The 26270-nt window shown below is 58.4% G+C and carries 24 protein-coding genes, 1 tRNA gene and 1 pseudogene; 15 read left to right on the forward strand and 11 right to left on the reverse strand.

Annotated features, from left to right (window positions below):
• Positions 1-33 precede the first annotated feature (33 nt).
• Positions 34-624: a J domain-containing protein gene (locus tag E1180_RS17565; protein ID WP_155193132.1), complete on the reverse strand. Its 591-nt coding sequence runs from the start codon at positions 622-624 to the stop codon at positions 34-36.
• Between the two features lie 193 nt (positions 625-817).
• On the opposite strand from E1180_RS17565, the gene E1180_RS17570 reads away from it, so the two are divergent.
• Complete coding sequence (locus tag E1180_RS17570; protein ID WP_155193134.1) at positions 818-1087, forward strand: BolA family protein; 270 nt, start codon at positions 818-820, stop codon at positions 1085-1087.
• Positions 1088-1128: 41 nt separating this feature from the next.
• On the opposite strand, the gene E1180_RS17575 is transcribed toward E1180_RS17570, so the two are convergent.
• The 3 genes from E1180_RS17575 to E1180_RS17585 are packed head-to-tail and all read right to left on the reverse strand — an operon-like array spanning position 1129 to position 4243.
• On the reverse strand, positions 1129-2451 hold the full coding sequence (locus E1180_RS17575) for an HlyC/CorC family transporter (protein ID WP_155193137.1): 1323 nt from the start codon (positions 2449-2451) through the stop codon (positions 1129-1131).
• Complete coding sequence (gene aroB, locus E1180_RS17580; protein WP_155193139.1) at positions 2448-3590, reverse strand: 3-dehydroquinate synthase; 1143 nt, start codon at positions 3588-3590, stop codon at positions 2448-2450. The genes E1180_RS17575 and aroB overlap by 4 nt, the downstream gene beginning before the upstream one ends.
• 5 nt (positions 3591-3595) lie before the next feature.
• Positions 3596-4243 carry a shikimate kinase gene (locus E1180_RS17585; RefSeq protein ID WP_155193141.1) on the reverse strand — a complete coding sequence of 216 codons (648 nt, stop codon included), beginning with the start codon at positions 4241-4243 and terminating at the stop codon, positions 3596-3598.
• Positions 4244-4373: 130 nt separating this feature from the next.
• On the opposite strand from E1180_RS17585, the gene E1180_RS17590 reads away from it, so the two are divergent.
• The 3 genes from E1180_RS17590 (at position 4374) to E1180_RS17600 (ending at position 7150) form a co-directional block, all read left to right on the forward strand.
• Entirely contained in the window at positions 4374-4517 is a 144-nt protein-coding gene (locus tag E1180_RS17590) for a hypothetical protein (protein WP_155193143.1), read from the forward strand.
• Positions 4517-5440 carry a site-specific tyrosine recombinase XerD gene (xerD, locus tag E1180_RS17595; protein ID WP_155193146.1) on the forward strand — a complete coding sequence of 308 codons (924 nt, stop codon included), beginning with the start codon at positions 4517-4519 and terminating at the stop codon, positions 5438-5440. Before E1180_RS17590 ends, xerD begins: the two co-directional genes overlap by 1 nt.
• A gap of 81 nt (positions 5441-5521) precedes the next feature.
• Positions 5522-7150 (forward strand): AMP-binding protein, encoded by a 1629-nt coding sequence (locus E1180_RS17600; RefSeq protein WP_155193148.1) that lies wholly within the window; start codon positions 5522-5524, stop codon positions 7148-7150.
• Between the two features lie 19 nt (positions 7151-7169).
• On the opposite strand, the gene E1180_RS17605 is transcribed toward E1180_RS17600, so the two are convergent.
• Positions 7170-7847 (reverse strand): GNAT family N-acetyltransferase, encoded by a 678-nt coding sequence (locus tag E1180_RS17605; protein WP_280115261.1) that lies wholly within the window; start codon positions 7845-7847, stop codon positions 7170-7172.
• A 441-nt stretch (positions 7848-8288) separates the two neighbouring features.
• The gene (locus tag E1180_RS17610) at positions 8289-9647 is read right to left on the reverse strand and encodes an oligosaccharide flippase family protein (RefSeq protein ID WP_208997217.1); all 1359 of its coding nucleotides are present in this window, start codon (positions 9645-9647) and stop codon (positions 8289-8291) included.
• Between the two features lie 316 nt (positions 9648-9963).
• Here E1180_RS17610 and E1180_RS17615 point away from each other — a divergent pair, with 316 nt between their 5' ends.
• From E1180_RS17615 to E1180_RS17625, 3 genes are read left to right on the forward strand one after another with little or no spacing between them, the layout of a single operon-like run.
• A complete protein-coding gene (locus tag E1180_RS17615; protein WP_155193153.1) occupies positions 9964-10929 on the forward strand; it encodes an ImuA family protein in 966 nt (321 codons plus the stop codon).
• The gene (locus E1180_RS17620) at positions 10811-12502 is read left to right on the forward strand and encodes a Y-family DNA polymerase (protein ID WP_155193155.1); all 1692 of its coding nucleotides are present in this window, start codon (positions 10811-10813) and stop codon (positions 12500-12502) included. The genes E1180_RS17615 and E1180_RS17620 overlap by 119 nt, the downstream gene beginning before the upstream one ends.
• Positions 12499-15882: an error-prone DNA polymerase gene (locus E1180_RS17625; RefSeq protein ID WP_155193157.1), complete on the forward strand. Its 3384-nt coding sequence runs from the start codon at positions 12499-12501 to the stop codon at positions 15880-15882. Before E1180_RS17620 ends, E1180_RS17625 begins: the two co-directional genes overlap by 4 nt.
• Before the next feature lie 60 nt (positions 15883-15942).
• Here the strand turns inward: E1180_RS17625 and E1180_RS17630 are convergent, their stop codons facing one another.
• Together E1180_RS17630 and E1180_RS17635 are read right to left on the reverse strand one after the other, a co-directional pair.
• The gene (locus E1180_RS17630) at positions 15943-16503 is read right to left on the reverse strand and encodes a TetR/AcrR family transcriptional regulator (RefSeq protein ID WP_155193160.1); all 561 of its coding nucleotides are present in this window, start codon (positions 16501-16503) and stop codon (positions 15943-15945) included.
• A 125-nt stretch (positions 16504-16628) separates the two neighbouring features.
• On the reverse strand, positions 16629-17018 hold the full coding sequence (locus E1180_RS17635; protein ID WP_155193162.1) for a YchJ family protein: 390 nt from the start codon (positions 17016-17018) through the stop codon (positions 16629-16631).
• 105 nt (positions 17019-17123) lie between these two features.
• Between E1180_RS17635 and E1180_RS17640 the strand changes: the two genes are divergently transcribed.
• Complete coding sequence (locus tag E1180_RS17640; RefSeq protein WP_155193165.1) at positions 17124-18098, forward strand: endonuclease/exonuclease/phosphatase family protein; 975 nt, start codon at positions 17124-17126, stop codon at positions 18096-18098.
• A gap of 16 nt (positions 18099-18114) precedes the next feature.
• Here E1180_RS17640 and E1180_RS17645 read toward each other — a convergent pair whose 3' ends face one another.
• Positions 18115-18477 (reverse strand): c-type cytochrome, encoded by a 363-nt coding sequence (locus tag E1180_RS17645; protein WP_244314110.1) that lies wholly within the window; start codon positions 18475-18477, stop codon positions 18115-18117.
• Positions 18478-18696: 219 nt separating this feature from the next.
• Between E1180_RS17645 and ggt the strand changes: the two are divergent.
• The 3 genes and pseudogenes from ggt (at position 18697) to E1180_RS17660 (ending at position 22478) form a co-directional block, all read left to right on the forward strand.
• Positions 18697-20417 (forward strand): annotated as a pseudogene (gene ggt, locus E1180_RS17650) (gamma-glutamyltransferase).
• 111 nt (positions 20418-20528) lie between these two features.
• Positions 20529-21314: a ThuA domain-containing protein gene (locus E1180_RS17655; protein ID WP_155193168.1), complete on the forward strand. Its 786-nt coding sequence runs from the start codon at positions 20529-20531 to the stop codon at positions 21312-21314.
• Between the two features lie 78 nt (positions 21315-21392).
• Positions 21393-22478 carry a Gfo/Idh/MocA family protein gene (locus tag E1180_RS17660; RefSeq protein ID WP_155193171.1) on the forward strand — a complete coding sequence of 362 codons (1086 nt, stop codon included), beginning with the start codon at positions 21393-21395 and terminating at the stop codon, positions 22476-22478.
• 346 nt (positions 22479-22824) lie between these two features.
• Here E1180_RS17660 and E1180_RS17665 read toward each other — a convergent pair.
• Positions 22825-22899: transfer RNA gene (locus E1180_RS17665), tRNA-Gly, on the reverse strand.
• A 243-nt stretch (positions 22900-23142) separates the two neighbouring features.
• Between E1180_RS17665 and E1180_RS17670 the strand changes: the two genes are divergently transcribed.
• The 4 genes from E1180_RS17670 (at position 23143) to E1180_RS17685 (ending at position 25768) form a co-directional block, all read left to right on the forward strand.
• Positions 23143-23664, forward strand: a complete 522-nt coding sequence (locus tag E1180_RS17670; RefSeq protein ID WP_155193173.1) for a prolyl-tRNA synthetase associated domain-containing protein — start codon at positions 23143-23145, stop codon at positions 23662-23664.
• A 130-nt stretch (positions 23665-23794) separates the two neighbouring features.
• The gene (gene trxA / locus E1180_RS17675) at positions 23795-24790 is read left to right on the forward strand and encodes a thioredoxin (RefSeq protein ID WP_155193175.1); all 996 of its coding nucleotides are present in this window, start codon (positions 23795-23797) and stop codon (positions 24788-24790) included.
• Between the two features lie 83 nt (positions 24791-24873).
• Positions 24874-25551, forward strand: a complete 678-nt coding sequence (locus E1180_RS17680; RefSeq protein ID WP_155193177.1) for an LON peptidase substrate-binding domain-containing protein — start codon at positions 24874-24876, stop codon at positions 25549-25551.
• Between the two features lie 25 nt (positions 25552-25576).
• A complete protein-coding gene (locus E1180_RS17685; protein WP_155193179.1) occupies positions 25577-25768 on the forward strand; it encodes a Trm112 family protein in 192 nt (63 codons plus the stop codon).
• Positions 25769-25843: 75 nt separating this feature from the next.
• Here the strand turns inward: E1180_RS17685 and E1180_RS17690 are convergent, their stop codons facing one another.
• On the reverse strand, positions 25844-26140 hold the full coding sequence (locus E1180_RS17690) for a YggT family protein (RefSeq protein ID WP_155193181.1): 297 nt from the start codon (positions 26138-26140) through the stop codon (positions 25844-25846).
• Positions 26141-26270 lie beyond the last annotated feature (130 nt).

Below are 26270 nucleotides of genomic sequence, written 5' to 3' on the forward strand. Positions count from 1 at the left end.
GTTTTGGGATAAAGCTTGCAGGACCCTGCAGGCTTAGAGGAAACCGGCTTTTTTCAGAACGTTATAGGCCTGAATAATTTCCCGCAGGCGGTCTTCGGAAGACCTGTCACCGCCATTGGCGTCCGGATGGTTCAATTTTACAAGCTCTTTATAGCGCGCCTTAATTTCTTCGCCACGGGCTGTGTACGGCAGATTGAGCACATCAAGCGACCGTTTTTCAAGCGTTAGCAATTTTCTTTGCCGCGGCCTGCGGACGCGCTCGGCCTTGGCTTGAGCATTTTCCCGCATGTTAGCCCTTGGATCATATCCATCCGGGCCGTCGGCAGCCTGCCGGTTGACACCCATTTTCCAGGTTGGGCGGTGCCCGGTCAGGCTGTCCTTTTGGTAGGTGCGGACATCATCGTCGCCCATGCCATTAAAATAGTTATAGGACTTGTTGTACTCGCGGACATGATCGACACAGAAACGGAAATACTGGCCTTCGCGGTCACGGCCCTTGGGCGCCTTATGCAGACCTGGCCGGTTGCACCCCGGATGCTCGCAGACCGGGTGGCGGTCTTCTTCCATCCGCTCCTTGTCCGGTTTGACGCGGATGCTATCAAAGAGTTTCGAATCCAGTTTCATGCGGCCAGATATTCGGAGTTGACGGGACTGCGGACCGGGAAACTCCCGCGGCCACAGAAGATTGCATGTATCCGGCGAAGGCGGCTAATGTCGAACCGCCTCCTGCCGAACGGCGAACAGCCCGAGACATTATCAGTCAGGCTGCGAGCGTTAAAGACTTGACCTTTGGAATCATTTGACCAGCGGACCAATTATGAGCGTAAAAGAGACCATGACCGGCAAGCTGACCAGTGCGTTTGCCCCCAGCTTCCTGAATGTAATTGACGAATCGCACCAGCATCATGGGCATGGCGGCTGGCGCGAAGGCGGGGAAACCCATTTCCGGGTACAAATTGCCGCATCCGCTCTCGACGGCATGACACGGGTGAATCAGCACCGGGCCATCAACGACGTTCTGGCGGACGAGTTGGCCGACCGGGTCCACGCGCTTGCTATTGAAGTCAGACGAAGCGATGCCGGCTGATTTTCGGGACAGTCCCGGACAGATAACAGATGTCCGGGTTTTCAACCGGCTGCCTGCGCCGGAACGGCCGGTGTTGCAGATGGGGCTACCCGCCCGGTTCCAAGAGGCATAATCCTCAACCGTGTGATCCGGTTCTTCTCCCGGCGCAACACGGTGAAGCGGAAGCCGTGGAAAGTGAAGATCTGGCGCTCTTCAGGAATCATGCGCGCTTCGTGGATCACGAGACCCGCGATTGTGGTTGCCTCGTCATCCGGCAGGCTCCAGTCCGCGGCACGGTTGAGATCGCGGATTGGAACGGAACCATCAACAATGACGGAACCATCCGTCTGCGGGCGCAAGCCTTCCAGCTCCACATCATGCTCATCCGCGATTTCGCCGACGATTTCCTCCAGAATATCTTCCAGCGTGACCAGCCCCATCACTTCACCGTATTCGTCCACAACCAGGGCAAAATGGGCCTTGTGACGCAGGAATGCGTTCAACTGGTCCTGCAAGGTGGTGGTGTCGGGCACAAACCGCGCTGGAGCCGCAATCTCCAGAATGTCGATCTTGGTCGCATCCCCGCCCGCAGCGTGCATGGCCCTGAGAAGATCCTTGGCATGCAGGACACCAATAAAGTTATCCGTTTCCCCGCGCCAAAGCGGCAAGCGGGTATAGGGGGCGGCCAGCGCAGCCTCCACGATATAGGCGGGATTCTCGTCGGCATTGAGCGCCAGCATATTGGTCCGGTGCACCATGACATCGGAGACTTCAAGCTCGGCAAGGTCCAGAAGGCCGCCGAACCGGTCCCGGTCATGCTTTTCAAGGCCACCTTCCATATGCTGCAGGTCGACGGCACCGCGCAGTTCGTCATGCGCGGAGAGCAGCCCAGCCTCATCGCCGATCTTCACCCCGAGCATTTTCAAAAGCAGGCGGACAATGACTTCGACGCCGGCGACAATCGGCCCGAAAACCGCAACAACAAAGCGCACGATCGGGGACACGGTCAAAGCGAAGCGTTCCGGGTTGGAAATCGCCCAGGTTTTCGGAAGCACTTCAGCAAAAACAAGAACAAGCGCGGTCATCACCAGGGTCGCAATCGCAACACCGGCTTCCCCGAACAGGTTCAGGAAAACGGTTGTCGCCAGGGCAGACGCCAGGATGTTGACGAGGTTGTTGCCAAGCAAAAGGGCTCCGATCAACCGCTCCCTAGAGGCGATTAGCCGCGCGGCAATTTTCGCTTTCCAGTCCCCGGTTTTCTCCAGCTGGTGAACACGGGCCCGCGACGCAGCCGTCAAAGCGGTTTCAGACCCGGAAAAGAAACCGGACAAAAACAGCAGCAGGAAAACCGCAGCAATCGATAACCAAAGGGCCGTATCGGTCATGGGACCAGTTTCTCCTTCAGGAAGTCCGTAACGAGCGCGGGCTCGACACCCTTTTCGACGAATGCTTCCCCAATGCCACGCGTTAGGATGAAAGTCAGCGCGCCACGGGTCACCTTCTTATCCTGGGCAATGATGTCGAGGAACGTTTCCGCAGGCGGCAGTTGCCCGGGAATATCCTGTATCTTGACCGGAAGGCCGGCGTCACTCAGATGCTTGTGAACCCGCTCAACCGTCTCCGGGCCAATCAGCCCAAGCCGCTCGGAAAATTCATGGGCCAGCATCATGCCGATGGAAACGCCCTCACCATGGACAAGCCGGGATGTTTCGTAGCTGACAGCTGCTTCCAGCGCATGACCGAAAGTATGCCCAAGGTTGAGGAGAGCCCGGCGCCCCGATTCCAGTTCGTCGGCGGCAACCACATCCGCCTTTGCCTGGCAGGATCTTGCCACGGCCTCTTCCCGCTCCGGCCCGCCAGAGAAGATCGCTTGCCAGTTGTCCTCAAGCCACGCAAAAAACGCGGCATCGCCCAAAAGGCCATATTTGACCACTTCCGCATACCCGGCCCGGAAATCGCGCATCGGCAACGTGTCGAGGATGCCTGTATCGGCAAGCACCAGTGCGGGCTGATGGAAGGCGCCGATCAGGTTCTTGCCATGGCGTGAGTTGATCCCGGTTTTCCCGCCGACCGAGCTGTCCACCTGAGCCAGCAGTGTTGTCGGCAGCTGAACAAATACCATTCCGCGCCGTACGGACGCGGCCACATAACCCGTCAAGTCGCCGACAACGCCGCCGCCAAGGGCAACCACGGCATCGCCGCGCTCCAAGCGGGCTGCCAGGACCTCATCACATACCCGTTCGAATTCGGCATAACACTTTGTGCTCTCGCCGGGCGGCACCGTGATCACGGTATGATCAAGGCTTGCCGCATCCAGGCTCGTTCGCAGGGCATCCAGATGAAACCGCGCAACGGTTTCGTCCGTGACAACCGCAAGACGCGCTCCGGGGAGAACATTGGCGATTTCGGCACCAGCCTCGGCGAGCAGAGATCTGCCGATTTTTATCGGATAGCTGCGGCTGCCGAGATCCACCTGGACCGTTGTTCGGTTTGCAGCCTGCTCTGCAACCAGTGTGTCTGCCATGGTCGTCACTTCAATGTCATCTGGGGAGTGTTGGTGTCGGCGGGCGAGAGCAAATGATCAGTCAACGCCATGAGGATCTGGTCAACCACCTTTTCGTGCGGCACATCTTTCGACATGACCGTCAGCGCAGCCTGTGCATAAACCGGCTCACGCTCTGCCATCAGTTTGCGCATTGTGCCCTCTGGATCAGGGTTTTGCAGAAGTGGGCGGGTCGACCGGCGCCTCACCCGTGCCATCACCGTGTCGAAATCCACTTTCAGCCAGATGGACAGGCCATGGGCATTGATTTCATTGCGCGTTGCCGGACTTATGAAAGCTCCCCCCCCTGTTGCCAAAACCTGCGGTCCTTCACCCAGTAACCGGGCAATGACACGTTCTTCTCCGCTTCTGAAATAGGGTTCGCCATGCGTGGCAAAGATTTCGGAAACAGACATGTTTGCCGCGCGCTCGATTTCGGTATCGGCATCCACAAATTCAAGGCCCAACCGGTGGGCAAGACGTTTGCCGACCGTTGACTTGCCGCAGCCCATAATCCCGACAAGCACGATGGACCGGCCGCCCAAAACCTCCAGAAGGTGAGGAATATCGAACGGGGGCAGGTGATGACCCTCAAGGTCTTGCGCCGCACTTTGCGTTTTGTCGTTCTCTGTCATGGCCGCGTTTTAACATATTCGTCAAAAAAGACACGGGGCCAACTGCTGTTGTCATTCGCTTCTATCAACTTGCGCACCGGCCCCGATATTTGAAAAGATTGACCATCCGATTCGCCGCTGGAGACTTTCCGTGCCCACCCTCACCCGCCTCCTTCTCGTACTCATGCTACTGGGCGGTCTCGGCTATGGCGCAATCTACGCCCTTGCGACATTCGTCGAGCCGGGCGAGCGGGAAATCACGGTGCGGGTGAAAAAGGATGGGTTTGGACGGTAATGGCGTCTGGCTTTGATCTGGAAAACTTCCTGGAGATGTGCGCGGCCGAACGCGGGGCGGCTGAAAACACACTCGCCGGGTACCGGCGCGATCTTGAAGACTTTTCCGCGTTTCTTGGAAAAACACCCTTGGTGCAGGCAGGTTCCGCGGATGTGTCCCGGTATTTGAGCGATCTGAACCGCCGTGGATTTGCAGAAACATCCCAGGCCCGCCGCCTCTCGGCGCTGAAGCAATTCTACAAGTTCCTCTACGCCGAAGGCACTCGCGAAGATGATCCGACGCGGACCTTTTCGGCTCCCAAGAAGGCGGCGCCATTGCCGAAGATCCTGTCGATAGAAGAAGTCGACCGGCTTATCGAACAGGCACGGCTTGAAACCTTGAAGCCGCAACCGAGCAGGGCAAAGCGGCTCCGCGCCCAGCGCATCTACACCCTGATCGAAGTTCTTTATGCGACCGGGCTCAGGGTGTCCGAATTGGTGGCGCTCCCGGTCACGGCTGCAATGCGGGATGCCCGGCTCATCGAGATCAAAGGCAAGGGCGGGAAAGAACGTCTGGTCCCCCTGTCCCATGCTGCCCAAGGTGCAATGAAGGAATATGTCGGGCTGCGTTCAGCAGAAGACGCTTATGAAAACAGTCCCTGGCTGTTTCCCTCCCATGGAGACAGCGGTCATTTGACCCGGCAGCATTTTGCCCGAGAACTCAAGGAGCTTGCCGCAAGTGCGGGGCTGGACTCGTCCAAAGTCTCCCCGCACGTTCTCCGGCATGCCTTTGCATCACACCTGCTGCAGAACGGAGCGGACCTGAGGGTTGTTCAGCAGCTGCTGGGCCATGCGGATATTTCAACGACACAGATCTACACCCATGTTCTGGATGAGCGCCTCCGGGAGCTTGTGGAAAGCGCCCATCCGCTTGCCATGAAGTAGGCCGGCATTAGGCCTATTGCGCTGCAGCATCGCCAGACATACACTCCGCTGCCCAAATTTTCAGCACCGGACACCCAAAAAATGCTGCAGATTGTCAGCGATTTCGACATGTTGACGGCCCGTTTCAAATGGCCGCAACCGCAAAGGTACAACATCGCAGAAGCCGTGAGCGATGTCTGGGCTCTACGGGATCCAAACCGGCTGGCGATCCGGCATGTGCAAGACGATGGATCACGGCAGGACTGGAGCTATCTCGATATCAACCGGGCGGCCAACCGCCTGGCCAACGTCTTAGAAGCCAAGGGGCTGAAGCGTGGCGACAGGGTTGCTTTGCTCTTGCCGCAAATTCCGCAAACTGCGATCGCCCATCTGGCTGCCTACAAGATGGGGGCGATTGCTGTTCCGCTTGCAGCGCTGTTCGGCCTTGAAGCTCTGCGCTACCGGCTTGCGGATTCGGGCGCCCGCTGCCTGGTAACAGACACGGCGGGCCTTGAGAAACTCGCCGCTATCAAAGACGACTTGCCCGGTCTTGAGCTGGTTCTGTCCGTCGATGGCCCGGAAACCGGGGTGGAGAGCCTTGACGCCCTGAGCCGCCAGGCCTCCGATCACTTTGCGACCCTGGCAACATCCCCGGATGATCCGGCCTTGATGATCTACACGTCCGGAACGACAGGCCAGCCCAAAGGGGTTTTGCATGGGCACCGGGTTCTCCTTGGCCACATGCCGGGCATTGAACTGTCGCAGAATTTTCTTGGACAAGAAGGCGATATGTTCTGGACACCGGCCGACTGGGCCTGGGCTGGCGGCCTGCTGAACGCCCTCTTTCCAGCACTCAGCCTTGGCGTAGCCATGGTTTGTCATGCGGGGCGGAAGTTTGATCCCGAATTCGCCTTTGCGCTTCTGGAAAACGAGGGAATCCGCAACGCCTTTATCCCGCCGACAGCTTTGAAAATGCTCCGCTCCGTCGACCGGCCGGGCGCCCGGTTCAACCTCAATTGGCGCAGCGTCGGCTCGGCAGGTGAATCGCTTGGGCGGGAAACCTTTGACTGGTTTGCAGAAGAATTCGGATTTCAAGTCAATGAGTTCTATGGCCAGACCGAATGCAATGCCGTTCTCGGATCGTCAGCCGCGCTCGGCGTCGGCCGGTCTGGCGCCATCGGCAGGGTGCTCCCGGGCCATGACGTGGCGATCATCGATGAGAACGGCAACGAATTGCCGCGTGAAACGCTTGGCCAGATTGCTGTCCGCCGCCCCGACCCGGTGATGTTCCTGGAATACTGGAACAAGCCGGAGGCCACAGCGGCGAAATTCACCGGCGACTGGATGACCACCGGTGACCAGGGCGTGATGGACGAAGATGGCTATGTTCATTTCACCGGCCGCGACGACGACATCATCACATCGGCAAGTTACCGGATCGGCCCCGGCGAAATTGAGGATTGCCTGTTGCAGCATCCAGCCGTCTCGCTTGCGGCTGCGGTCGGCAAGCCGGATCCTTTGAGAACCGAAATCGTGAAGGCATTCATCGTCTTGAAGCCCGGCGCCGAAGCAAACGAAACACTGACCGAAGACATCAAGACATTCGTGCGCCAGAAGTTATCCGCCCATGAATATCCGCGCGAGATCGAGTTTGTTGAAGCCCTTCCGATGACAACAACGGGCAAGATCATCCGGCGCAAGCTGCGCGAACAGGCGCGTGAAACCAGCTGAACGGACTGGTTCGAGGTTCTTAAGGTTGCAGCTTCTTGCGAAGGGAGCGGCCGATTTTGCGGAGTTTGTGATTGACCGCCAAGTCCGCGCCAAGCGCAGTCTGCCGCAGGCGTGTGAGCGGCCCGGAGCCGATAAGCAGTGTTCCGGTTTCAACGCGTCCGCGCCATAGGGGTTCGATCATTTGGTGCCCGGAAACAGCCAGCGAATCCGCCCCTTGAAAGCCTTCAAGGCCAAGGTTCTGGCGGGCGGCATAAACAGCGATCTGCGCCCCTGGCGAATATTTGGCAAACCGCTCGTCAAAGGCGATCTTCCAAGAGTAGACCTGCCCTTGCTCGACAAACAGCACCAGAGCCGCCACCAGGGTATCGCCTGCCCATAACTGATCGATGCGGACACCGCCGTTCTCTGCCTTCGCGCGGATGGCGGACCGGGCGAAGGCTGCGGTTTGCGGCCGGCTGTTGAGCGCTGTTCCAATCCTGCCTTTCCAGCCGGCCTCTTCCAGCGTCAAAAAAGCCTCAAATCCAGCAATGGCTTGGCCGGCAACAAGGCTGTCAAACGTGACCCTGCCGTGATCCTCCAACCGCCGGAGCAAACGGCGCATTTCCTTCCGCCTTTTTGCGCTGAGACCGGCGGTCGGACTAACGGCCTCATCGGCGCCGCCAATTTGGCCCGCGCGCTCGCTCGCACAGACCAGCAAGCCCCGTTCTGAAAGGCGTCTTTGAAGCGTGTTGCCGTCTTGGATGTCACCGGAAGATAGGGGATAGCCAGGGTCCCTGACTGCCCCGTGGCAGCTTCCAGAAAAAGACGAAGGACCGCTTCGTTTGCCTGATCATGCAGAAGCGGTGTTCCAAGAGGGGCGTATTCGGTTGCCCATGTGCCGGTCATTGGCAGAACAAGACCGTTGCGGCGGCGGCCCACCGGCGCGGCGGCCAGCCAGCGCGAAGAGACCTTGTCCCGTACGCCCACCAGCCGGACAGGAGAAACGGACATGTCTCGCAAGTATGCCTGAAGAAATCCGGGCGTAAAAAACGGATTCGGGTCGATCGACGTGTCCGCCAGCTCCTGCCAAAGCGTCTCGTGCGGCCCCGCCTTAAGGGGATTTAAGGAAAACACTTCCAGTGAGGAGGACATTTTGGGGTCAGCGGTCAACCGGCAGGTCCTTGGGTCGGATCAGCAGGGGCAGGACAAAGGTTGTGACATTGAGCTTGCGTTTGGCCACAAGTGCAAGTGTGGCTGCCTCAAAAACAATCGCAAGACTTGTACCTATGGCCGCACCGGGCAGGCCAAGAAACGGGATCAGCGTCAAGTTGAGCACCACATTGAGCCCGAATGTGAGCCCGTAAATGGCGGCACAGGTTTTCTGGTGCCCGGTCATGGTCAGCAAGGCATCCGCAGGCCCGACCGATGCTCTTGCCAGAACGCCCGCCAGCAAGAGCGCAATCAGAACATAGCCGCTTTCAAACCCCTCACCGAACAGGGAAAGAAGCAGCGGCGCAATGACCAGGAGGCCAGCGCCTGCAGCAACAGAGGGCCAGAATGTCCAGATGGTCGCCTGGCGCATATAGGCCGCCAGCCCGGCCGAATCGCCGGCGTGGGTAAATGCGGAAATGCGATGGGCGGACGCTGCCCGGACGGCGAAATAGACGAAGTGGACGAGAGCCAGCGTTTTGGATGCTGCGAAATAGACGGCAACGGCATCCGGATCCTCGAAAAAGCTGACCATGATGACATCGGCACTGGTGATCAGCTGGAAGAACCCGTCAACCATCAGCATGGGCAGGGAAATCAGGAGCCAGGTCTTCAGCTCGACCCGGCGCGGCCCCTTCGGCACGCTTGGCGCCAGTTTTTGGCGCACATGCAGATACTGATAGGCGGCAATCAGCAGTGTTGCTGCCATTGCCGCAAGGACTGCGGTAATGGCGGTTGCGGTCATTCCGGCCGCGATCAGAACAATCAGGAAGACAAGGATGGCAAGCGGCCGCCAGATGTAGATCGGCAACATGGCAAGAAAGGCCCAGTCATAGCTGCGGGCGATTCCCTCCTGCACCAGCGAGTAGGCCGCCAGCGGCAAGATCGAAAAGACCATGATCAGCGGCATTACATAGGACGGGTCAATCACAGGCCGCAAAAGCAGGATCAACCCGATGCCGAGAACGGCAATCCCGAGGCCCATGGCAAAAGCGGCCTGGCCGCTTGTGCGCAAGAAACCGCGCAGCCCGTCAAAATCCGCCTTTTCCCGGTATTGCGGAATGAACCGGTTGGCGGAACTGGAAAATCCCCCGCAGGCCATGGCCCCGAGAACGATCACAAAGGTCCAAGCCACCGAGTAAATGCCATAGTCATGCGCCCCAAGAAGACGGGCCAGAACAATCTGTGACACATAGGCAAGAGCAGCCCCGCAAATCCGGATGGCAAGCGTTGACACGGCCATGCGCCCGGCGGCGGGCCGGGCAACCGCTTGCAGGCGCTTGATCCAGGAATTTGCCAATGACTGCACGGGCTGGCCTTCGATGGGTTTATGTCGGCCGCCTTCCGGGAAAGATGGCCCTTCGTAGTTATGACATGAGGGGTTTACGGGTTCACACCCTAATATTCCGTCACGTTTGTTGCCCGATAAACCTTCCGTGAAGACCGGCCGGTAAGCGCGCGAGGTGCAACAGCTTCAAATTCCAGAAGAAAACAGGCACACCGCCCCAAGGCCTGAAGCCGGAGAGAGGCGGCGAAAGGCCTGCCGGAAAATTCGGAAAACAAGGCGCTTGACTCCAGCCCCGTTCTCCGGAATCAATAAGAACATAAAGAGAACAAATAAGAACGTGATTGGAACATCCGTGCATGATGCTGCCCAGAAGAGGATCAAGCATAGCACATCTGTTGCCGAACTGCGTCGCCGCATTGCGGATCTTGAGGGCCGCCTCCCCTCAGAGACGCAGTTTGCTCCGGCCCCTGCACCCGCCGCCAATCCGCAGGGGCCGGACATTTTTCAAAGCCCCCGGCCAGGGGACGCGAACCAAACGGCGCAGATGGACAACACAGCCCGCAGTCCCCTTGGGCTGGCGGAACTGGATGACCTGTTTGCCTCCGGCCAGGGGCTGAAACATGGCGCCTTGCACGAAGTGGTCAGCGCTGAGAGCCGGCAGGCCGGTGCTTTGAGCGGCTTTGCCTTTGCGCTTCTGGCAAGGCTTTTGAAGGACAGGACCGGACCTGTTGTGATTGTGCAGGACCCGCGGGCCCTGCGTGAAGCCGGCCAGCTCCACGGCCCCGGTCTGCTTGCCTACGGCATCGACCCGGCCCGGCTGGTCATCGTTCGGCCCAGACGGATGGAAGACCTTTTGTGGAGCCTGGAAGAAGCGGCAGGCTGTCCCGCCTTGGCAGCGGCCCTTGGCGAGGTGCAGGGCCCGCACCGGCTTTTGGATCTGACGGCGACCCGGCGCCTTGCCCTGCGCGCTGAACGCAGTCAAGCCCCAGTCTTTTTGCTGCGGCACGGCGCCGAGCGGGAACCGACCGCGGCCCTGACCCGCTGGCAGGTGAGCCCAAATGTCTCCGCCCCGCCGGACCTGATCAAGTATGGGCCCCATCAAGGGCTCGGGGTGTCCGCCTGGCGGATCGAACTGACAAGAAACCGAGATGGCCGGTCCGGCCATGAAACCGTGGAGTGGCGTCATGCCGAGAGAAAACTTGCCGCACCAGCGCATTCTCTCGATCTGGTTCGGGGATCTGCCCGCCGACCGGATTCTGCGCCCGTTGAGGACCGCCTCATCCCCTTCCGCGCGCGGAGCTGAGCCGCCGCTTGCCGTTCTGGACAGGGTCCAAAATGCCCGCCGGATCACTTCCCTGAATGCGGCTGCGCGCGCTTTTGGCTTGAAAACAGGAGACACAGAGGCCGATGCCAAAGCACGTGTTCCGCACCTCCTGTGCGAGGATGCAGCGCCCGGCAAGGACCGCTTGCTTCTAGAAGCCGTGGCGGACTGGTGTGACCGTTACACCCCCCTGGTGGCCTTGGACGGTGCTGATGGCCTGTTCCTCGACATCACCGGTTGCGCCCATCTTTTCGGGGGCGAAGACCAATTGCTTCAAGACATTGCCGGGCGTCTGCAGCGCCAGGGCTTTCAACTCAAGGCCGCCATTGCCGGAACGCCGGGGGCAGCCTGGGCCGCGGCCCGTTACGGTGACGGCGGCACCAGTCCTTCCGGCAACGAAGCCGGTTTGCTCAGCGCCTTACCCGTTGCTGCCCTGCGCATTGATGCCGGAACGGCCGCCGGTCTCAACCGCGTTGGGTTAACCCGGATCGGTCAGGTGCTGGACCGTCCCCGTGCCCCACTTGCCAGGCGGTTCGGGCCGGATCTGATGCGCCGGCTTGATCAGGCACTCGGGCGGGAGGGAGAGCCAATCTCACCCCGGTTCGAGGCGCCGCTCGTCTCCGCCGAACGCCGGTTTTTCGAACCCATTGGACAGCTTGACGATATCAAGGCGGTTGCCCTGTCTCTTGCCGGGCAGGTTTGCGCAGCCCTGGAGCGCCGGCTGGAAGGCGGCCGCGCCTTTGAACTGCTCCTGTTCCGGGCCGATGGCGCGGTTCAAAAACTCATGGTCGGCACCAGCGCTGCCTTGCGTGATCCCAAAAGAATCCTGCGGCTTTTCGATGAAAAACTGAAGGCCGATGAAAGTGTCCTGGATGCCGGCTATGGGTATGACCTGATCCGGCTGGGGGTCATTGCCGCCGACAGCGCACCGTCCGCCCAGGCCAGTCTTGACGGCCGGGGCGTTCAGGAAACACAGGCGGCCCTGGAAACCCTGGTGGACCGGCTGGGGGCACGGCTCGGAATTGAACGGATCACACGGCTTCTCCCTGTTGGGCAGCACCTTCCGGAATGGCAGACGGAGCAGGTCCCGGCCGCCCTTGCCCGGGAAGAGGCATTGTCCTGGATCGGCTTTGGCGGGGAAGACCTTGGACTTGGTCCGCCCGCAGGCAATCCGCACAACAGTTTGAGCGGATTTTCCGGAACCGGCACGTCAGAGACGGTCAGCAGCCACTCCGGCTTTCTGGCGCGCCCCTTGCGCCTGATCGATCCGGCAGAACTGGTCGAAGCCCTTGCCATGGTACCGGAGGGCCCGCCCTTGCGTTTCCGCTGGCGGCGCAGCCTTTATCAGGTCGCCCGTTCCGAAGGCCCTGAAAGGATTGCCCCACCCTGGTGGATCGGCGCGGTTGGGCAGCCTTTGGAAACCAAGGAAGTTGTGACCCGGGATTATTTCCGCATCGAGGACACGGAGGGCCGCCGTTTCTGGCTTTACCGCGAAGGTCTTTATGGCCGGGAAACCGCGCAGCCCCGCTGGTACGTGCAGGGACTGTTCGCATGACCTCGGGCGGAGAGGCGCCCGGCTTTGCCGAATTGTGTGCGGCAACGAATTTTTCGTTTCTGCAAGGTGCCTCACATCCCGAAGAACTCGCCCTTGCCGCCGTTGCCCTTGATTTGAAGGCAATTGCAGTCTGCGACCGGAACTCCATGGCCGGGGTTGTCCGCGCCCATATGGCTGCCAAGGAAACCGGTCTTGCCTTTGTGCCCGGCTGCCGTCTGGCCTTTCTGGATGGCACGCCCGATCTTCTTGCCTGGCCACGGAACCGTGCCGCCTATGGCAAGCTCACCCGCATGCTGACCATCGGCAACCGCCGGGCAAACAAGGGCGAATGCCATCTGACTTTCGATGATCTTTCCATGCTGGACACCCAATCGCCGATGGCACTTGTCCTGCCCGCCGGGCTGCCGGACCCCGCGTCCTTGATACCTGTCCTGACCAACTTGAAAGACCGGTTCGGCCAAAGGCTGAGGCTTGCGGTCTCCTTGCACCGTCTCAGCCACGACCGCCGCCGTCTGCAATTGGCACAAGACCTGGCGGACGCAACCGGCCTGCGCCTTCTTGCCACCAACGATGCTCTCTATCATGCGCCCGAAAGGCGCCCCTTGCAGGATGTCCTGACCTGCATCCGGCTTCACGAAAAACTTCAGACGGCGGGTCATCGGCTTCAGCAAAATGCCGAGCGTCATCTGAAGCCGGCCGCTGACATGCTGCACCTGTTTTCAGATGATCCGGCCCCTTTGCGCGAAAGCCTGGCCATTTTGGAGGAAGTCGAGTTTTCACTCGATGACTTGCGTTACGAGTACCCGGAAGAACCGGCCGGCACCAGCGCAACGCCCCAAGCCGAGCTGGAGCGGCTGGCGCATGAAGGCGCCCGCAAACGTTACCCGCAAGGGATCCCGGACAAGGTTCACAAGACCATGGCGCATGAATTAAAGCTGGTCGCCGACCTTGATTACGCCCCGTATTTCCTGACCGTTTATGACATTGTCCGGTTTGCCCGTGAACGCGGCATCCTGTGCCAGGGGCGCGGCTCGGCAGCCAATTCCACCGTGTGCTTTTGCCTTGGCATCACGGAAGTCGATCCGGTGCGCGCAGATCTGCTGTTTGAACGCTTCATCTCACCCGAGCGCCGCGAACCGCCTGACATTGACGTTGATTTCGAACACGAACGCCGCGAAGAGGTTATTCAGTATATTTACGCCAAATACGGCCGCGAACGCGCTGGCCTGGCTGCCACCGTGATTACATACCGCTCCCGCTCCGCCCTTAGGGAGGTCGGCAAGGTGTTCGGCCTGTCCGAAGACGCCATCTCATCGCTTGCCGGAACAGTTTGGGGCCGGGCGTCCGCAGGCACGGAGGAGGCGCAGGTCCGGGAGGCGGGTCTCGATCCCACCGATCCGCTCTTGGCCCAGATGCTGGAGCTTGCCCGCATCTTGATCGGCTTTCCCCGCCATCTTTCCCAGCATGTTGGCGGGTTCGTGATCACACGCGGGCGCCTGGACGAAGTCATCCCGATCCAGAACGCGGCGATGGAAGAGCGTACCGTGGTGGAATGGGACAAGGATGACCTCGACGCGCTTGGCATCTTGAAAATCGACATTCTCGCGCTCGGCATGCTGTCCGCCATTCGCAAGGCACTCACCATGCTGTCGGACAGCTATGGCGAGGACCTCACGATCTCGACCATCCCGGCCGAGGAAAAACCCGTCTATGACATGCTCTGCCGGGCCGATTCCGTTGGTGTTTTTCAGGTCGAAAGCCGGGCTCAGATGACCATGCTGCCGCGCTTGCGCCCGCAAGCTTTTTACGATCTCGTGATTGAGGTGGCGATTGTGCGGCCCGGCCCGATCCAGGGGGACATGGTGCATCCCTACCTGCGCCGCCGCCAGGGCAAGGAACAGGTCTCCTACCCGAGCCGCGAGCTTGAAGACGTGCTCGGCAAGACACTCGGCGTGCCGCTGTTCCAGGAACAAGCCATGAAAATCGCCATCGTGGCGGCCAACTTCACGCCGGGCGAAGCGGACCGGCTGCGCCGGGCGATGGCAACCTTCCGCCGGGTGGGCACGATCGGAACGTTTCAAACCAAAATGATCGAGGGCATGGCCAAGAACGGCTATGACCGCGGCTTTGCCGAACGCTGTTTCAGTCAGATTGAAGGCTTTGGCGAATATGGCTTCCCCGAAAGCCATGCGGCCAGCTTCGCCCTGCTTGTTTATGCCTCGTCCTGGATTAAGGCTTACTATCCGGATGTCTTTTGCGCCGCGCTTCTTAATGCCCAGCCCATGGGGTTTTATGCGCCTGCCCAGCTGGTCCGCGATGCGCGCGAGCATGGCGTGGATATCCGGGAGGCCGACGTCAATCTGTCCAGTTGGGATTCGACACTTGAGCCGGGCTGGCGGGCCGCCAACCATCTTCATCCCCGTCACAGGGACATGAAGCCCATCATCAGAACCACTCATGCCGTCCGGCTTGGTTTCCGTCTCATCAAGGGCCTGCGCGAAGATGATATGGAACGCCTGATTGCCGTGCGCGGCGATGGCTATGACAGTGTCCGCGATCTTTGGCTGCGAACCGGTCTGGGGCGTGGGGTCATCTTGAAACTTGCCGAGGCGGATGCCTTCCGGTCTCTTGGCCTCGACCGGCGCGCGGCTGTTTGGGCGGCACAAGCACTGGATGACGGCAGCGCGCGGGACCGGCTTCCGCTTTTTGATAAAACGTTCCTGGAAGATTTACGCCCGGAACCGGACGCAGACCTGCCCCCCATGCTGCCTGGCGCCCATGTCATGGCCGACTATCAGGCCTTGAGCCTGTCGTTGAAGGCCCATCCGGTTGCCTTTGCCCGGCCCGCCCTTCACCGGCAAGGGATCCTCCCGTGCCAGCATCTGGACCAGGTCCGGTCCGGGCGCCGCGTGTCCGTTGCGGGTCTAGTATTGGTGCGCCAGCGCCCGGGGTCAGCCAAGGGGGTTATTTTCCTCACCCTCGAAGATGAAGGCGGCATCGCCAATATTATTGTCTGGCCAACGGCGTTTGAAAAATACCGCCCGCTCATTCTGGGCAGCCGCTTTTTGAAAGTGACCGGACGGCTTCAAAGTGAAGACCACGTCATTCACGTGGTGGCCGAGCATGTCGAGGACGTCACAGGGCTCTTGAGCAGTATCTCGGACAAGTCCTTGAATGATGCCGGTCTGGCACGGGCCGATGAGGTCAGGCGCCCGGTCATTGAATTGACGGAAAAAATCAAACCGGCAAGCCGTCTTGTCCAGCTCATTCAAGACGTTCCGGAGTTACATGAGGACCTTGCCAGGCATAAGCCGCACAAGGCAGCGGCACTTGAGAAGCAATCTTTGAGAGCGCTGCCGGGAGGCCGGAACTTCCACTAAATAGCGATCATCGATCAGCTTTGGACGGTAAATCGGGTCAGATTTACCGCCTTGCAGATCTTAACTGATGAGCTGCAGTTTCATCTGCTTCAAAAGTGCGGGTTTCTGGTAAACACGCGCCATCAAAAGCCCTCCCTCGAGCTGGGACATGGCCGCAAGAGCCTGGGCGTTGAGCTCACGTTCTGACTTAACCGCCCCCCAGATGGTTCCGCGCAAGGCATCCACGAGCCAACACAGGGTCCGATCAAAAAAGACCCGCGCCTCGGCAGCAACACGTTCTGGCAGCCCGGCTGATTCTGCGGCCAGAACACCGCACAGACACATGCGGCCATCCTCCCCCATCGCCTCGACAAAAAGCCGATGCACCAGCTTCAAAACATCGTCCGCTTTGTCCGGGGCGTCTGAAGGATCGCCGAGCTTTTCCAAAAACCTGTCCGCATACCGGCGGGCGACCTTCACACCGAGATCTTTCTTCGCCGGAAAATAGTAGTGAACGCTTGAGCTCTTCACCCCGACCCCGGATGCAATCTCGCGAAAGCTGACGCCGTTATATCCGTTCTTACGGATCAGGCTTTCCGCTAGGTCCAGGATTTTATCTTCGGTTACCGCTGCATTCCGCATGCCGCCTCCCTTCTACCGATTGATAGATAGGCCCACGCATTCGGATATACAATCCCGGTCTTGCGCCAGTTTTCTGGGCGGAACACCCCAAAACGGAGCGGCAGGGTTGTCAATGCTGGCGGCCCCTAAACAGCCTCGACATAATACCAACGGCCTGATTTTTTGCGGAAGCGGCTTCTTTCATGATGAACACAAAGCTTGCCTGCCGACAGATACTTTGCCTCGAACTCGACAACCCCGTCGCGGTCCTCCGGCTCTCCTTGTTCAGTGGAGAGAACGGATAGCGATGTCCAATGGTTGTCTGCAGCCCACTTGGCTGTTCCTGCGAAATCAAACCCTGGCTGGAACTTGGGCCAAAGCGTCTGCTTCAAATATGCGATGTTTTCGCGTGTGTAGGCGGTGTAACGCGAGCGCATGAGCGCCTCCGCCGTTTGCGGAAGCTGCGCATCGTTTAAAAACGGGCCGCAACACTCCCTAAACTCTAGACTTGAGCCGCAAGGGCAAAGCGCGTTCATTTTGAAGCTTTCATTCAAGTGGGCAGAAGCCGGGTTGATTTCTCTATCACTGGACAGTCCGCGAAGCTATTGTCAGCCGACGATCCTCCTTGGTGCCCGGCATAGATGAGACTGGCAACATTCAACATTGAATCCTTTGGTGACGACCGGCTCGACCCAGATGGTCTAGCGCCTCGAATTTCAGCCCTGAGACCACAGCTCCTGGAATTAGACGCGGACATTCTTTGCCTCCAGGAGGTGAATGCGCAAAAGCCGAAAGGCGTAAAGATCCGGTCGTTCAACGCCCTCAGGCATCTGTTGGAAGACACGCCTTACGCCACTTACCATTTTGCCTCATCGCTCCGGCCGTCCGGCAAGGGGCCAGGGGACCGGCATAATCTCGTCGTCTTGTCGAAATACCCGATCCTGTCCGCCGAAAGCCACTATCAAACCCACGCACACCCGGCGCTATGGCAACCAACAACAGCGATCCCAATGGCTAAAGCAGCAGCACCGGTTACATTCGAACGGCCGGTTTTGAAAACGGTCATTGATCTCGGTTTGCCGAAGCCGCTGCACGTCTTTGCCGTTCATCTGCGCGCCCCCATCGCAGCCATGATACCGGGCGGTAAAAACGCAGATAGAACCTGGAGATCTATCTCCGCCTGGGCGGAAGGGTATCAGCTCTCCGTATTTCAAAGGACAACGCAGGCGCTGGAGCTTCGGCTTGCGGTGGAAAGGCTGTTTGATGAGGACAGCGACGCCCAAATCGTGCTTGCCGGAGACTTCAATGCAACTGGGGACACCAGCACTTTAAGATTGCTGCGTGCGGACCCAGATGACACGGGCTCGCCTGCGCTCGCGCACAGGCGGCTTTACCAGCTGGACGCCGCTCTTGCTCCAGAACAGCGCCAGACGGTTCTGCACCGGGGAAAAGGTCAGGCGCTTGATCACATCCTGACAAGCCCTTCCCTGACGGACAAGGTCCAGGGCGTGCGTGTGTTCAACGCCAATCTGGCGGATGAAGTTCTGCATGATGGCGGCCCGGATTTCGCCGGGTCCTTTCATGCGGCGATGTGCGCGGACTTTGATCTCACATAATCAATTGTCTTTGGTATTAGCGGGCCAGCGACTTGATGTAACTGGCGAGGTTCGTTGTCTCAATGGTCGTCAACGACATATCCGGCATCTTGGGGTGCGGATCGGCCAGGAAGGTCGCGATGCTCTCTACGGTCCAATCAGGATCTGAGCCGATATCATAAAAACTGGGTGTTGACGCGCTGGCGGCTGTGGGCTGATCGTCCGATACGAGGTGACAAGATGAGCACCACTGAACGGCCAATGCCTTCCCGGCATCCGGATCCGCAGCCTGAGCAGGGCTTAGAGCGACCATTCCGGCGGCAATCGCCGCAACCGAGAATGTCATGAGTTTAAGCGGGCAAACCGTTTTGGTTCCACCACGTGAACAGCGCTGCATCATCTAGATCTCCTCAATCCTCTGGCGGATCTTTGACCGGGTCTTTCAAACCCAGCATTGCGTGCTCCGGCGCCCTGTGCCTTGTCATGTATCAAAGCCCGCAAAACCCGAATACTACCTATGAGTGTCAGCCTTGTCGCGCAGCTACTAATCATGCAGACTTTGCAAACACACGTCACCGCCGCTTGGAGAGCAACGCCAATGAAACCCTACAACAAAATAATGATTGCAGCTTGCAGTGGGCTTGCCTTGGCCGCGGTGGCCGTCGTGAGCCCGATGGCGCAACAGGCGCCAATTTACTCCAGTCTGGACCGCTTCCATCCGGTGCAAGCCGAAAACGGTATGGTGGCAAGCCAAGAGGCCATTGCAACGAAGATCGGCGTCGCCACCCTTCAAGCCGGCGGGAACGCCGTCGATGCAGCCATTGCGACCGGCTTTGCTCTTGCCGTGACATTGCCAAGAGCCGGAAATCTGGGCGGCGGCGGCTTTATGGTCATCCACATGGCGGAGGAGGGAGCTACCGAAGCTTTGGACTACCGGGAAAAAGCCCCAGCCGCGGCGTTTAAGGATATGTTTCTCGGCGAGGATGGTGAGCCCGATAACACCAAGTCCCGATTTTCAGGCTTGGCAATCGGTGTCCCCGGAACAGTTGCAGGCTTTGCCGCAGCCTATGAAAAGCACGGCAGTGGCGTGCTGACTTGGGCGGAGCTGGTCGCACCGGCCATTGCGCTTGCTGAGAACGGGATTGAAGTGACACCGGATCTTTCGGCATCGCTGGCCTCCAGAATAACGCGTCTCGGCAATGACCCCGCCACTGCGAGCATCTTTTACAAGCCGGGGCTGATACCCTATTCCCCCGGTGATCTCCTGGTACAGGAAGACCTCGCCCAAACACTCAGAAAAATTGCCGAAGATGGACCAGCTGGATTCTACACTGGCGATGTTGCCGAAAAAATTGCTTCGAAGGTGCAAGCAGCCGGGGGCGGGATGACCGTTGAGGACCTGAACACCTACAAGCCGGTCTGGCGCGACCCTGTTACGGGCACCTATCGCGGTTACGAGATCGCTTCCATGCCGCCGCCCTCATCCGGGGGTGTCCATATTGTTCAGATCCTGAACATGCTGGAAAAATACCCGCTTGCTGAGTTCGGGCTGAACTCCGCTGACACGATCCACATCATGTCGGAAGCGCAACGCCGGGCTTACGCCGACCGGTCGAAACACCTCGGCGACCCCGACTTTGCACCAATACCGGTCACAGGGCTGACCCATCCGGACTATGCAGCATCGCTTGTTGAAACAATCGCCCTGGACACAGCAACGCCTTCCTCGCAAATCGGCCCCGAGAATCCGTTGCCTTTCGAAAGCAATGAAACCACGCACTTTTCTGTTGTCGATAAGGACGGGAATGCCGTCTCCAACACCTACACGCTGAATTTCTCCTACGGCGTGGGACTGACGGCGGACGGCACGGGCGTCCTGCTCAACAATGAGCTGGATGATTTTTCGGCAAAGCCGGGCGCTCCGAATGCTTATGGCCTGATCGGAGGGGAAGCCAATGCCGTTGAGCCGGGCAAACGCCCGCTCTCTTCCATGAGTCCGACATTGGTCTTCAAGGATGGTGACCTTTATCTGGTGACGGGTTCGCCCGGCGGCAGCCGGATCATCACAACCACGCTGCAAATCATTTTGAATGTCATTGACCATCAAATGAACATCGCCGAGGCAACGGCCGCCCCCCGCACGCATCATCAATGGTACCCGGATGAAATCCGCATCGAAGAGGGCATTTCGCCGGATACAATCAAGCTTCTGGAGGCGCGCGGTCACAAGGTCGAAACGAAAAAAGCCATGGGCTCCCCCAATCCATTATGAAAATCGACGGAAAACTGGCGGGATCTTCTGACCCCAGACGCGACGGCGCGCTGACAGCTGGTTACTGACCCGCCGTGATCGGTAGATTGACACCCTGAAAACCCGGTGATACCGCTTTTCAAAGCGCTTTGAATAAAAGCTGAACCGGCACCGGTTCAGCGCCTGCCAGAGGAGCCAGCATGACGCTCAGGGCCTTAGTCTGGGGTGAAAACGTTCACGAACAAAACAACAGGATCGTTGCAGAGCTGTATCCCAAAGGCATGCATCAGTGCATTGCGGATGCCTTGAACACCGACCCGGACATCTCGGCGTCAACCGCCACTTTGCAACAACCGGAGCACGGCCTTTCGGAGGACCGCCTTGCAGAGACGGATGTTCTGCTTTGGTGGGGGCACGCTGCCCACGGCGACGTGAGCGATGAAGTTGTCGAGCGCGTGTGTGATGCTGTCTGGTCCGGGATGGGCATGGTGTTCTTGCATTCGGCACATTTTGCCAAACCGTTTAAACGCCTTATGGGCGCGCCGTGCAATTTGAGCTGGCGTGAGGCAGGCGAACGCGAGCGCCTGTGGGTAACCAGCCGCAATCATCCGATTACCAAAGGGCTCGGCGACAGTTTTGAACTTGAGATGGAAGAAATGTACGGCGAGCCGTTCGGCGTTCCCGAACCCCTCGAAACGGTCTTCATCAGCTGGTTTCAGGGCGGCGAGGTCTTCAGGTCCGGCCTGACCTACAAGCGCGGTGCAGGCAACATATTCTACTTCCGGCCCGGCCATGAAACCTATCCGACCTACTACAATCCCAATGTCCAGACTGTCCTGAAAAACGGTGTCAAATGGGCCTTCAATCCGCTCGCCCGCATAGCTGACCCGAATGCGGCCCCGAACGTTCCTGTGGAGCAAGCACCTGAAAAAATCGAGGAGCGTGGACCGAAACTCCATGCAGAAGGCGAAGACGGCTTCCGGTAATCCCAACGCGCAAAAACCACTAAATCATGGGTTTTGGCGCATTGCCCCCGTGGCTCCCCCTGTCATAGGCAGACCCTTATGAGCGCAGACAAAAAGCCGGTCCGGCTTCTCATCCTTGGCACCGGAAATATGGCCCGCAGCCATGCGGATGCCTTCCGCAGGATTGAGGACGTCGATCTGGTTGCCGCCGTTGACCAACGTGCCGACGTTTTGAGCGCATTTGCACGCGAGTTTTCCATACCCCAGACTTTTGAAACGCTGGATGCGGCACTGGATTGGAACGCTTTTGACGCGGCCACAAACGTCACACCGGATGCTGCCCACCACCCGACAACCATGAAGCTGCTGGAAGCGGGAAAACATGTCCTGTGCGAAAAACCGCTTGCAACCAACGCGTCACATGCATGGGACATGGCAAATACTGCAAGGGCCCGGAACCTGATCGGAATGGTCAACTTGAGCTACAGGGACGTGCCCGCCTTGCAAAAGGCTGCGGAGCTAGTCCGTGGCGGTGCGATAGGTGCTTTGCGGCATTTTGAGGCCTCTTATTTGCAAAGCTGGCTGACGCAGCCGGCCTGGGGCGATTGGCGGACTGAAAGTCAATGGCTATGGCGCTTGTCGACAGCGCATGGTTCCAACGGCGTTCTTGGCGACGTGGGCATCCACATTCTGGACTTTACGGTCTTTGCTGCCGGTAGCGGCGTGAAGGACCTGTCCTGCCGGCTGAAGACATTCGACAAGTCGGACGGCGGACGCATTGGCGACTATAAGCTTGATGCGAATGACAGTTTTACGCTGCAAGCCGAACTTGAAAATAGCGCGATCGGGACAATTTCAGCAACCCGCTTTGCCTCTGGCCACTTGAATGACCTTCGATTGCGCCTTTATGGCGACGAGGGAGGCCTTGAGGTGCTCTTTGAAAATCGCACCAGCGGCCTGAGAATTTGCCGTGGGCCAAACCTGACAAGCGCCCATTGGGAAGACGTGGAAACGCCTGAGGTCCCGACAGTTTACCAGCGGTTTGCAGCAGCCATCCGCGGAGAAGGCCCAGAAGCGCCGGGCTTTGAAGACGGCGCAAGTCTTCAAGCCGCTCTCGATTTGGCAGAGCGTTCGCACGAACAAAACGGCGCTTTTTTGAGGCTCGCATCGCCAACAAGTGGCTGAGAGGTCTCTAAAAAACTGCAGCGGGACACCGTCCCGCTGCAGTCAAGTTTGGTACTTGAGGCATTTGCGATGCCGTTTAAGCCGCCCACTCGGCGCCCCTCCTGACATTGCAGCTTCGAAGATACAAACAAGGTCCTGCAACTTTCTTCAGGTTGCTGATCGGCTTTTTTTCAATTTTTAGACTAAGTTACCTCGACAATTCCGCGTATGAGAATTGTAACAGGTGACCATCCTCCGCAGCCTTGATCTACCGCTGCAAAAGAGTGCCGGATTTGGCGCCTTTTCCCCAAAACCAAAAAACCAGTGATCTTTTCAGATCACTGGTTTTGGAGCCATTCGGCCGAATTGGAGCGGGCGATGGGATTCGAACCCACGACCCCAACCTTGGCAAGGTTGTGCTCTACCCCTGAGCTACACCCGCATAGTGCCCGGCGTTTCGGCGATGTGCCTCGTCGTCGGTGGCGCAGTATATGGACTAAGCCAGAGCGGATTGCAACAAGGAATTTTCAGAATTTTTTTTAGCTGTCTTTGCAGTGGATTCCACCACCACATTGGACCTTAGAACGGCAGTTTAAAAAGGTTTTTGGAACAGGTTTCAGCTTGAGCGCACGCCTGAAACCGGGCTAGACATCAATCAAGATAAACAAACTTTTTGGAAAAATGCATGCCAGCAACCCGTGACGACCTCATGCGCTATTTGAGCGAACTCGGTATCGTAGTGACCACTGTTGATCATGACCCGGTTTTCACCGTCGCAGAATCGGGTGATCTGCACGACCGCATACCGGGCGGCCATACAAAGAACCTGTTTGTAAAAGACAAGAAAGGGCGGCTTTTTCTGATTGTGGCGCTGCATGATGCCGAAATTGATCTGAAAAAAGTGCATCAGATTATCGGCGCACAGGGCCGCGTGTCGTTCGGAAATGCTGAGCTTCTCATGGAGGTTCTCGGCGTAGAACCTGGATCGGTTACACCGTTCTCGCTCATTAATGACCGGGATACCCATCGTGTAACACCGGTCTTCGATGCCGCCATGATGGAACATGCCACTTTGAACTATCATCCGTTGAAGAACGATGCCACGACGGCAATATCGTCAGAGGACCTCTTGGCCTTTGCCAAGGCTTGCGGACACGAACCGCAGGTGCTCGCTGTCAGCGGACAGGCGATCGCAGCCGCCCCATAAGTCGTGGGGTTGTATTTGTAATGCATGACGGCTGGCGCCATGTTATGGGCGGCATAGATTGGATTTAGATGGTTCCGAGAATGATCGATGCGATCGCGGGAGCCCTTTCAAACATCACGGGACAGTCAAAATGAGCAACGGCAACTATACCATGGGCGGTCAGATTGGTGGCGGTTTCGGCGCAGACATGGGCGGTGGTTATGGTGGCCAGGGCGGCGGCTTTGGTGGCGGCGACGACGGATCTGGCGGGCCAGATGCAGGCCTCATATTCGATGTCACCACGCAATCCTTCATGGCGGACGTCCTGGAAGCCTCGCGGCACCAGACCGTTCTCGTTGATTTCTGGGCCCCATGGTGTGGCCCTTGCAAACAACTCACGCCGATCCTAGAAGCGGCGGTGAAGGCAGCTGGCGGCACCGTGAAGCTTGCTAAGATGAACATCGATGACAACCCGGAAATTCCGGGGCAGATGGGCATACAATCGATCCCGGCAGTTATCGCCTTCAAAGACGGTCAACCGGTCGACGGTTTCATGGGCGCGCAACCGGAAAGCCAGATCAAGGCATTCATCGAGAAGGTCGGCGGCCCGGCCCCGGTCAACCAGACAGACACTTTCCTTGAACAGGCCGAAGAACTGCTTGTTGCCAAGGAATACGGACAGGCAGCGCAGCTATTCGGCGCCGTTATGCAGATGGAGCCGGACAACCCGAAGGCCCTGTCGGGTCTTGCCCAATGCTATATCGGCGCCGACGATCTGGAACGGGCGGCTCAGGCCCTGGATATGGTGCCGGAGGACAAGCGGTCCGATGAGGCCTATCTGGCGGCAAAGGCTGCACTGGAACTTGCCGAGCAGGCCGCATCCCTCGGCGATCTTGCAGAATTTCAGGACCGCATCGCCAAGGACCCGATGGACCTCCAGGCACGGTTCGATCTCGCCCTTGGCTTGAACGGCAAAGGCGACAAGAACGGTGCTGTCGACCAGCTGATTGAAATAGTCCGTCGGGACCGCGACTGGAACGAGGACGGCGCCCGCAAGCAACTGCTGCAGTTTTTCGAGGCTTGGGGCTTCAAGGATCCGGCCAGCGCTTACGGCCGGCGCAAACTTTCCGCTGTCTTGTTTTCTTGACGCTGGCGAGATTTGCCACACATACGGGTAAAGCACAGTGCTGGCAGATCATAGCGTAGTGAAAACAAGAAGAAGGCGGAGTTATGCAGGCGGGAAATGCTATTTATGAAACCATTGCAGACCTGCCACCGGTGGTGCCCGTGTTTCCGCTTCCCGGCGCTCTTTTGCTGCCCCGGACACAGCTGCCGTTAAATATTTTCGAGCCGCGTTACATCGCCATGATTGACGCGGCCCTTTCCGGCAACCGGTTGATCGGAATGGTTCAGCCGAAGGACGATCACGCTAGTGGCGGCACATCACCTGCGCCTTTATCTGAGGTCGGCTGTGTCGGCCGGTTGACAAGCTTTCAGGAAACCGGAGATGGCCGCTATCTCATCACTCTGCAGGGCGTATCCCGGTTCACGATTTCAAGGGAACTGGAGGCCATCACCGCCTTCCGGCAGATTGAGTGCGACTTTGCCCCCTTCGCAGCCGATCTCAAATGCGGCATGGGCGAAGAGGACGTCGATCGAAGTGGTCTTTTAAAGACCCTTCGGAGTTATCTGGACGCAAACAATCTTGAAGCGGACTGGAAAAGCGTATCGGAGGCCGATACCGAAGTGCTCGTAAATGCCCTTTGCATGATGTGCCCCTACGGACCGCAGGAAAAACAGGCCCTCCTGGAAGCACGGGACTTGAAAACCCGCGCAGAAACCCTGATAGCAATTACAGAAATGGATATTGCCAAATCACAGAGTGATGGTGGTACCACCCTTCAGTGATGACGACATGAACCGGATTATGTGAATGAGCGACCAGACCGAACGACAGGTGGACCGCAAACTTCTCGAATTGCTTGTTTGCCCGTTGACCAAGACAACGCTCGAATATGATGCCGGGGCTCAGGAACTTATCTCCAGGACCGCCAAGCTGGCCTATCCGATCCGAAACGGGATCCCGATCATGTTGCCGGACGAAGCGCGCAAGCTGGAAGATTGATGCTTCCGCACACGCTCAAGCGGCATACAGATCACAAAAAACCCGGACGATAGCCCGGGTTTTTTGTATATGAGGTCAAAACCCACGGAAGAGCGGCATCAGGTTGTTCAAAATAATAAGCCGCAGGAAAATGATCCCGAGCAGAAGGATCACCGGCGAAATATCAACACCGCCGAGGTCTGGCATGAAGCGCCGTATGGGCCGTAACGCTGGTTCGGTCAAGTTGTACAAGACCTGGCCAATTGTCGATATGATTTGATTGCTCGGGTTGACGATGTTGAAAGCATAGAGCCAAGAGAAGATCGCGCTGGCAATAATCACATACATATATAGCTGAAGCGCGATAAGTATCACTGTGAGAAGGGCTGTCATTTCCGGGTCCGTTGCCGTTCAAGAGATATGAGTGATGTAGCTCCCTAAGAGGCCCGCTGCAACCCGTCCAAGGGCTGCGATCACTTTCGGGTTATGAAGGCCGCCCGCTGCCGTTGCGGCGGTGCCCAAA

This window comes from Roseibium denhamense, from assembly GCF_009711415.1.
GTDB lineage: Bacteria > Pseudomonadota > Alphaproteobacteria > Rhizobiales > Stappiaceae > Roseibium > Roseibium denhamense.

Bases quoted from the DNA above. Each gene is read 5' to 3' on its own strand.
- E1180_RS17565 (WP_155193132.1), bottom strand. From the start codon at position 624: ATGAAACTGGATTCGAAACTCTTTGATAGCATCCGCGTCAAACCGGAC.
- E1180_RS17570 (WP_155193134.1), top strand. From the start codon at position 818: ATGAGCGTAAAAGAGACCATGACCGGCAAGCTGACCAGTGCGTTTGCC.
- E1180_RS17575 (WP_155193137.1), bottom strand. From the start codon at position 2,451: ATGACCGATACGGCCCTTTGGTTATCGATTGCTGCGGTTTTCCTGCTG.
- aroB (WP_155193139.1), bottom strand. From the start codon at position 3,590: ATGGCAGACACACTGGTTGCAGAGCAGGCTGCAAACCGAACAACGGTC.
- E1180_RS17585 (WP_155193141.1), bottom strand. From the start codon at position 4,243: ATGACAGAGAACGACAAAACGCAAAGTGCGGCGCAAGACCTTGAGGGT.
- xerD (WP_155193146.1), top strand. From the start codon at position 4,517: ATGGCGTCTGGCTTTGATCTGGAAAACTTCCTGGAGATGTGCGCGGCC.
- E1180_RS17600 (WP_155193148.1), top strand. From the start codon at position 5,522: ATGCTGCAGATTGTCAGCGATTTCGACATGTTGACGGCCCGTTTCAAA.
- E1180_RS17620 (WP_155193155.1), top strand. From the start codon at position 10,811: ATGCCGAGAGAAAACTTGCCGCACCAGCGCATTCTCTCGATCTGGTTC.
- E1180_RS17625 (WP_155193157.1), top strand. From the start codon at position 12,499: ATGACCTCGGGCGGAGAGGCGCCCGGCTTTGCCGAATTGTGTGCGGCA.
- E1180_RS17630 (WP_155193160.1), bottom strand. From the start codon at position 16,503: ATGCGGAATGCAGCGGTAACCGAAGATAAAATCCTGGACCTAGCGGAA.
- E1180_RS17635 (WP_155193162.1), bottom strand. From the start codon at position 17,018: ATGAACGCGCTTTGCCCTTGCGGCTCAAGTCTAGAGTTTAGGGAGTGT.
- E1180_RS17640 (WP_155193165.1), top strand. From the start codon at position 17,124: ATGAGACTGGCAACATTCAACATTGAATCCTTTGGTGACGACCGGCTC.
- E1180_RS17645 (WP_244314110.1), bottom strand. From the start codon at position 18,477: ATGATGCAGCGCTGTTCACGTGGTGGAACCAAAACGGTTTGCCCGCTT.
- E1180_RS17655 (WP_155193168.1), top strand. From the start codon at position 20,529: ATGACGCTCAGGGCCTTAGTCTGGGGTGAAAACGTTCACGAACAAAAC.
- E1180_RS17660 (WP_155193171.1), top strand. From the start codon at position 21,393: ATGAGCGCAGACAAAAAGCCGGTCCGGCTTCTCATCCTTGGCACCGGA.
- E1180_RS17670 (WP_155193173.1), top strand. From the start codon at position 23,143: ATGCCAGCAACCCGTGACGACCTCATGCGCTATTTGAGCGAACTCGGT.
- trxA (WP_155193175.1), top strand. From the start codon at position 23,795: ATGAGCAACGGCAACTATACCATGGGCGGTCAGATTGGTGGCGGTTTC.
- E1180_RS17680 (WP_155193177.1), top strand. From the start codon at position 24,874: ATGCAGGCGGGAAATGCTATTTATGAAACCATTGCAGACCTGCCACCG.
- E1180_RS17685 (WP_155193179.1), top strand. From the start codon at position 25,577: ATGAGCGACCAGACCGAACGACAGGTGGACCGCAAACTTCTCGAATTG.
- E1180_RS17690 (WP_155193181.1), bottom strand. From the start codon at position 26,140: ATGACAGCCCTTCTCACAGTGATACTTATCGCGCTTCAGCTATATATG.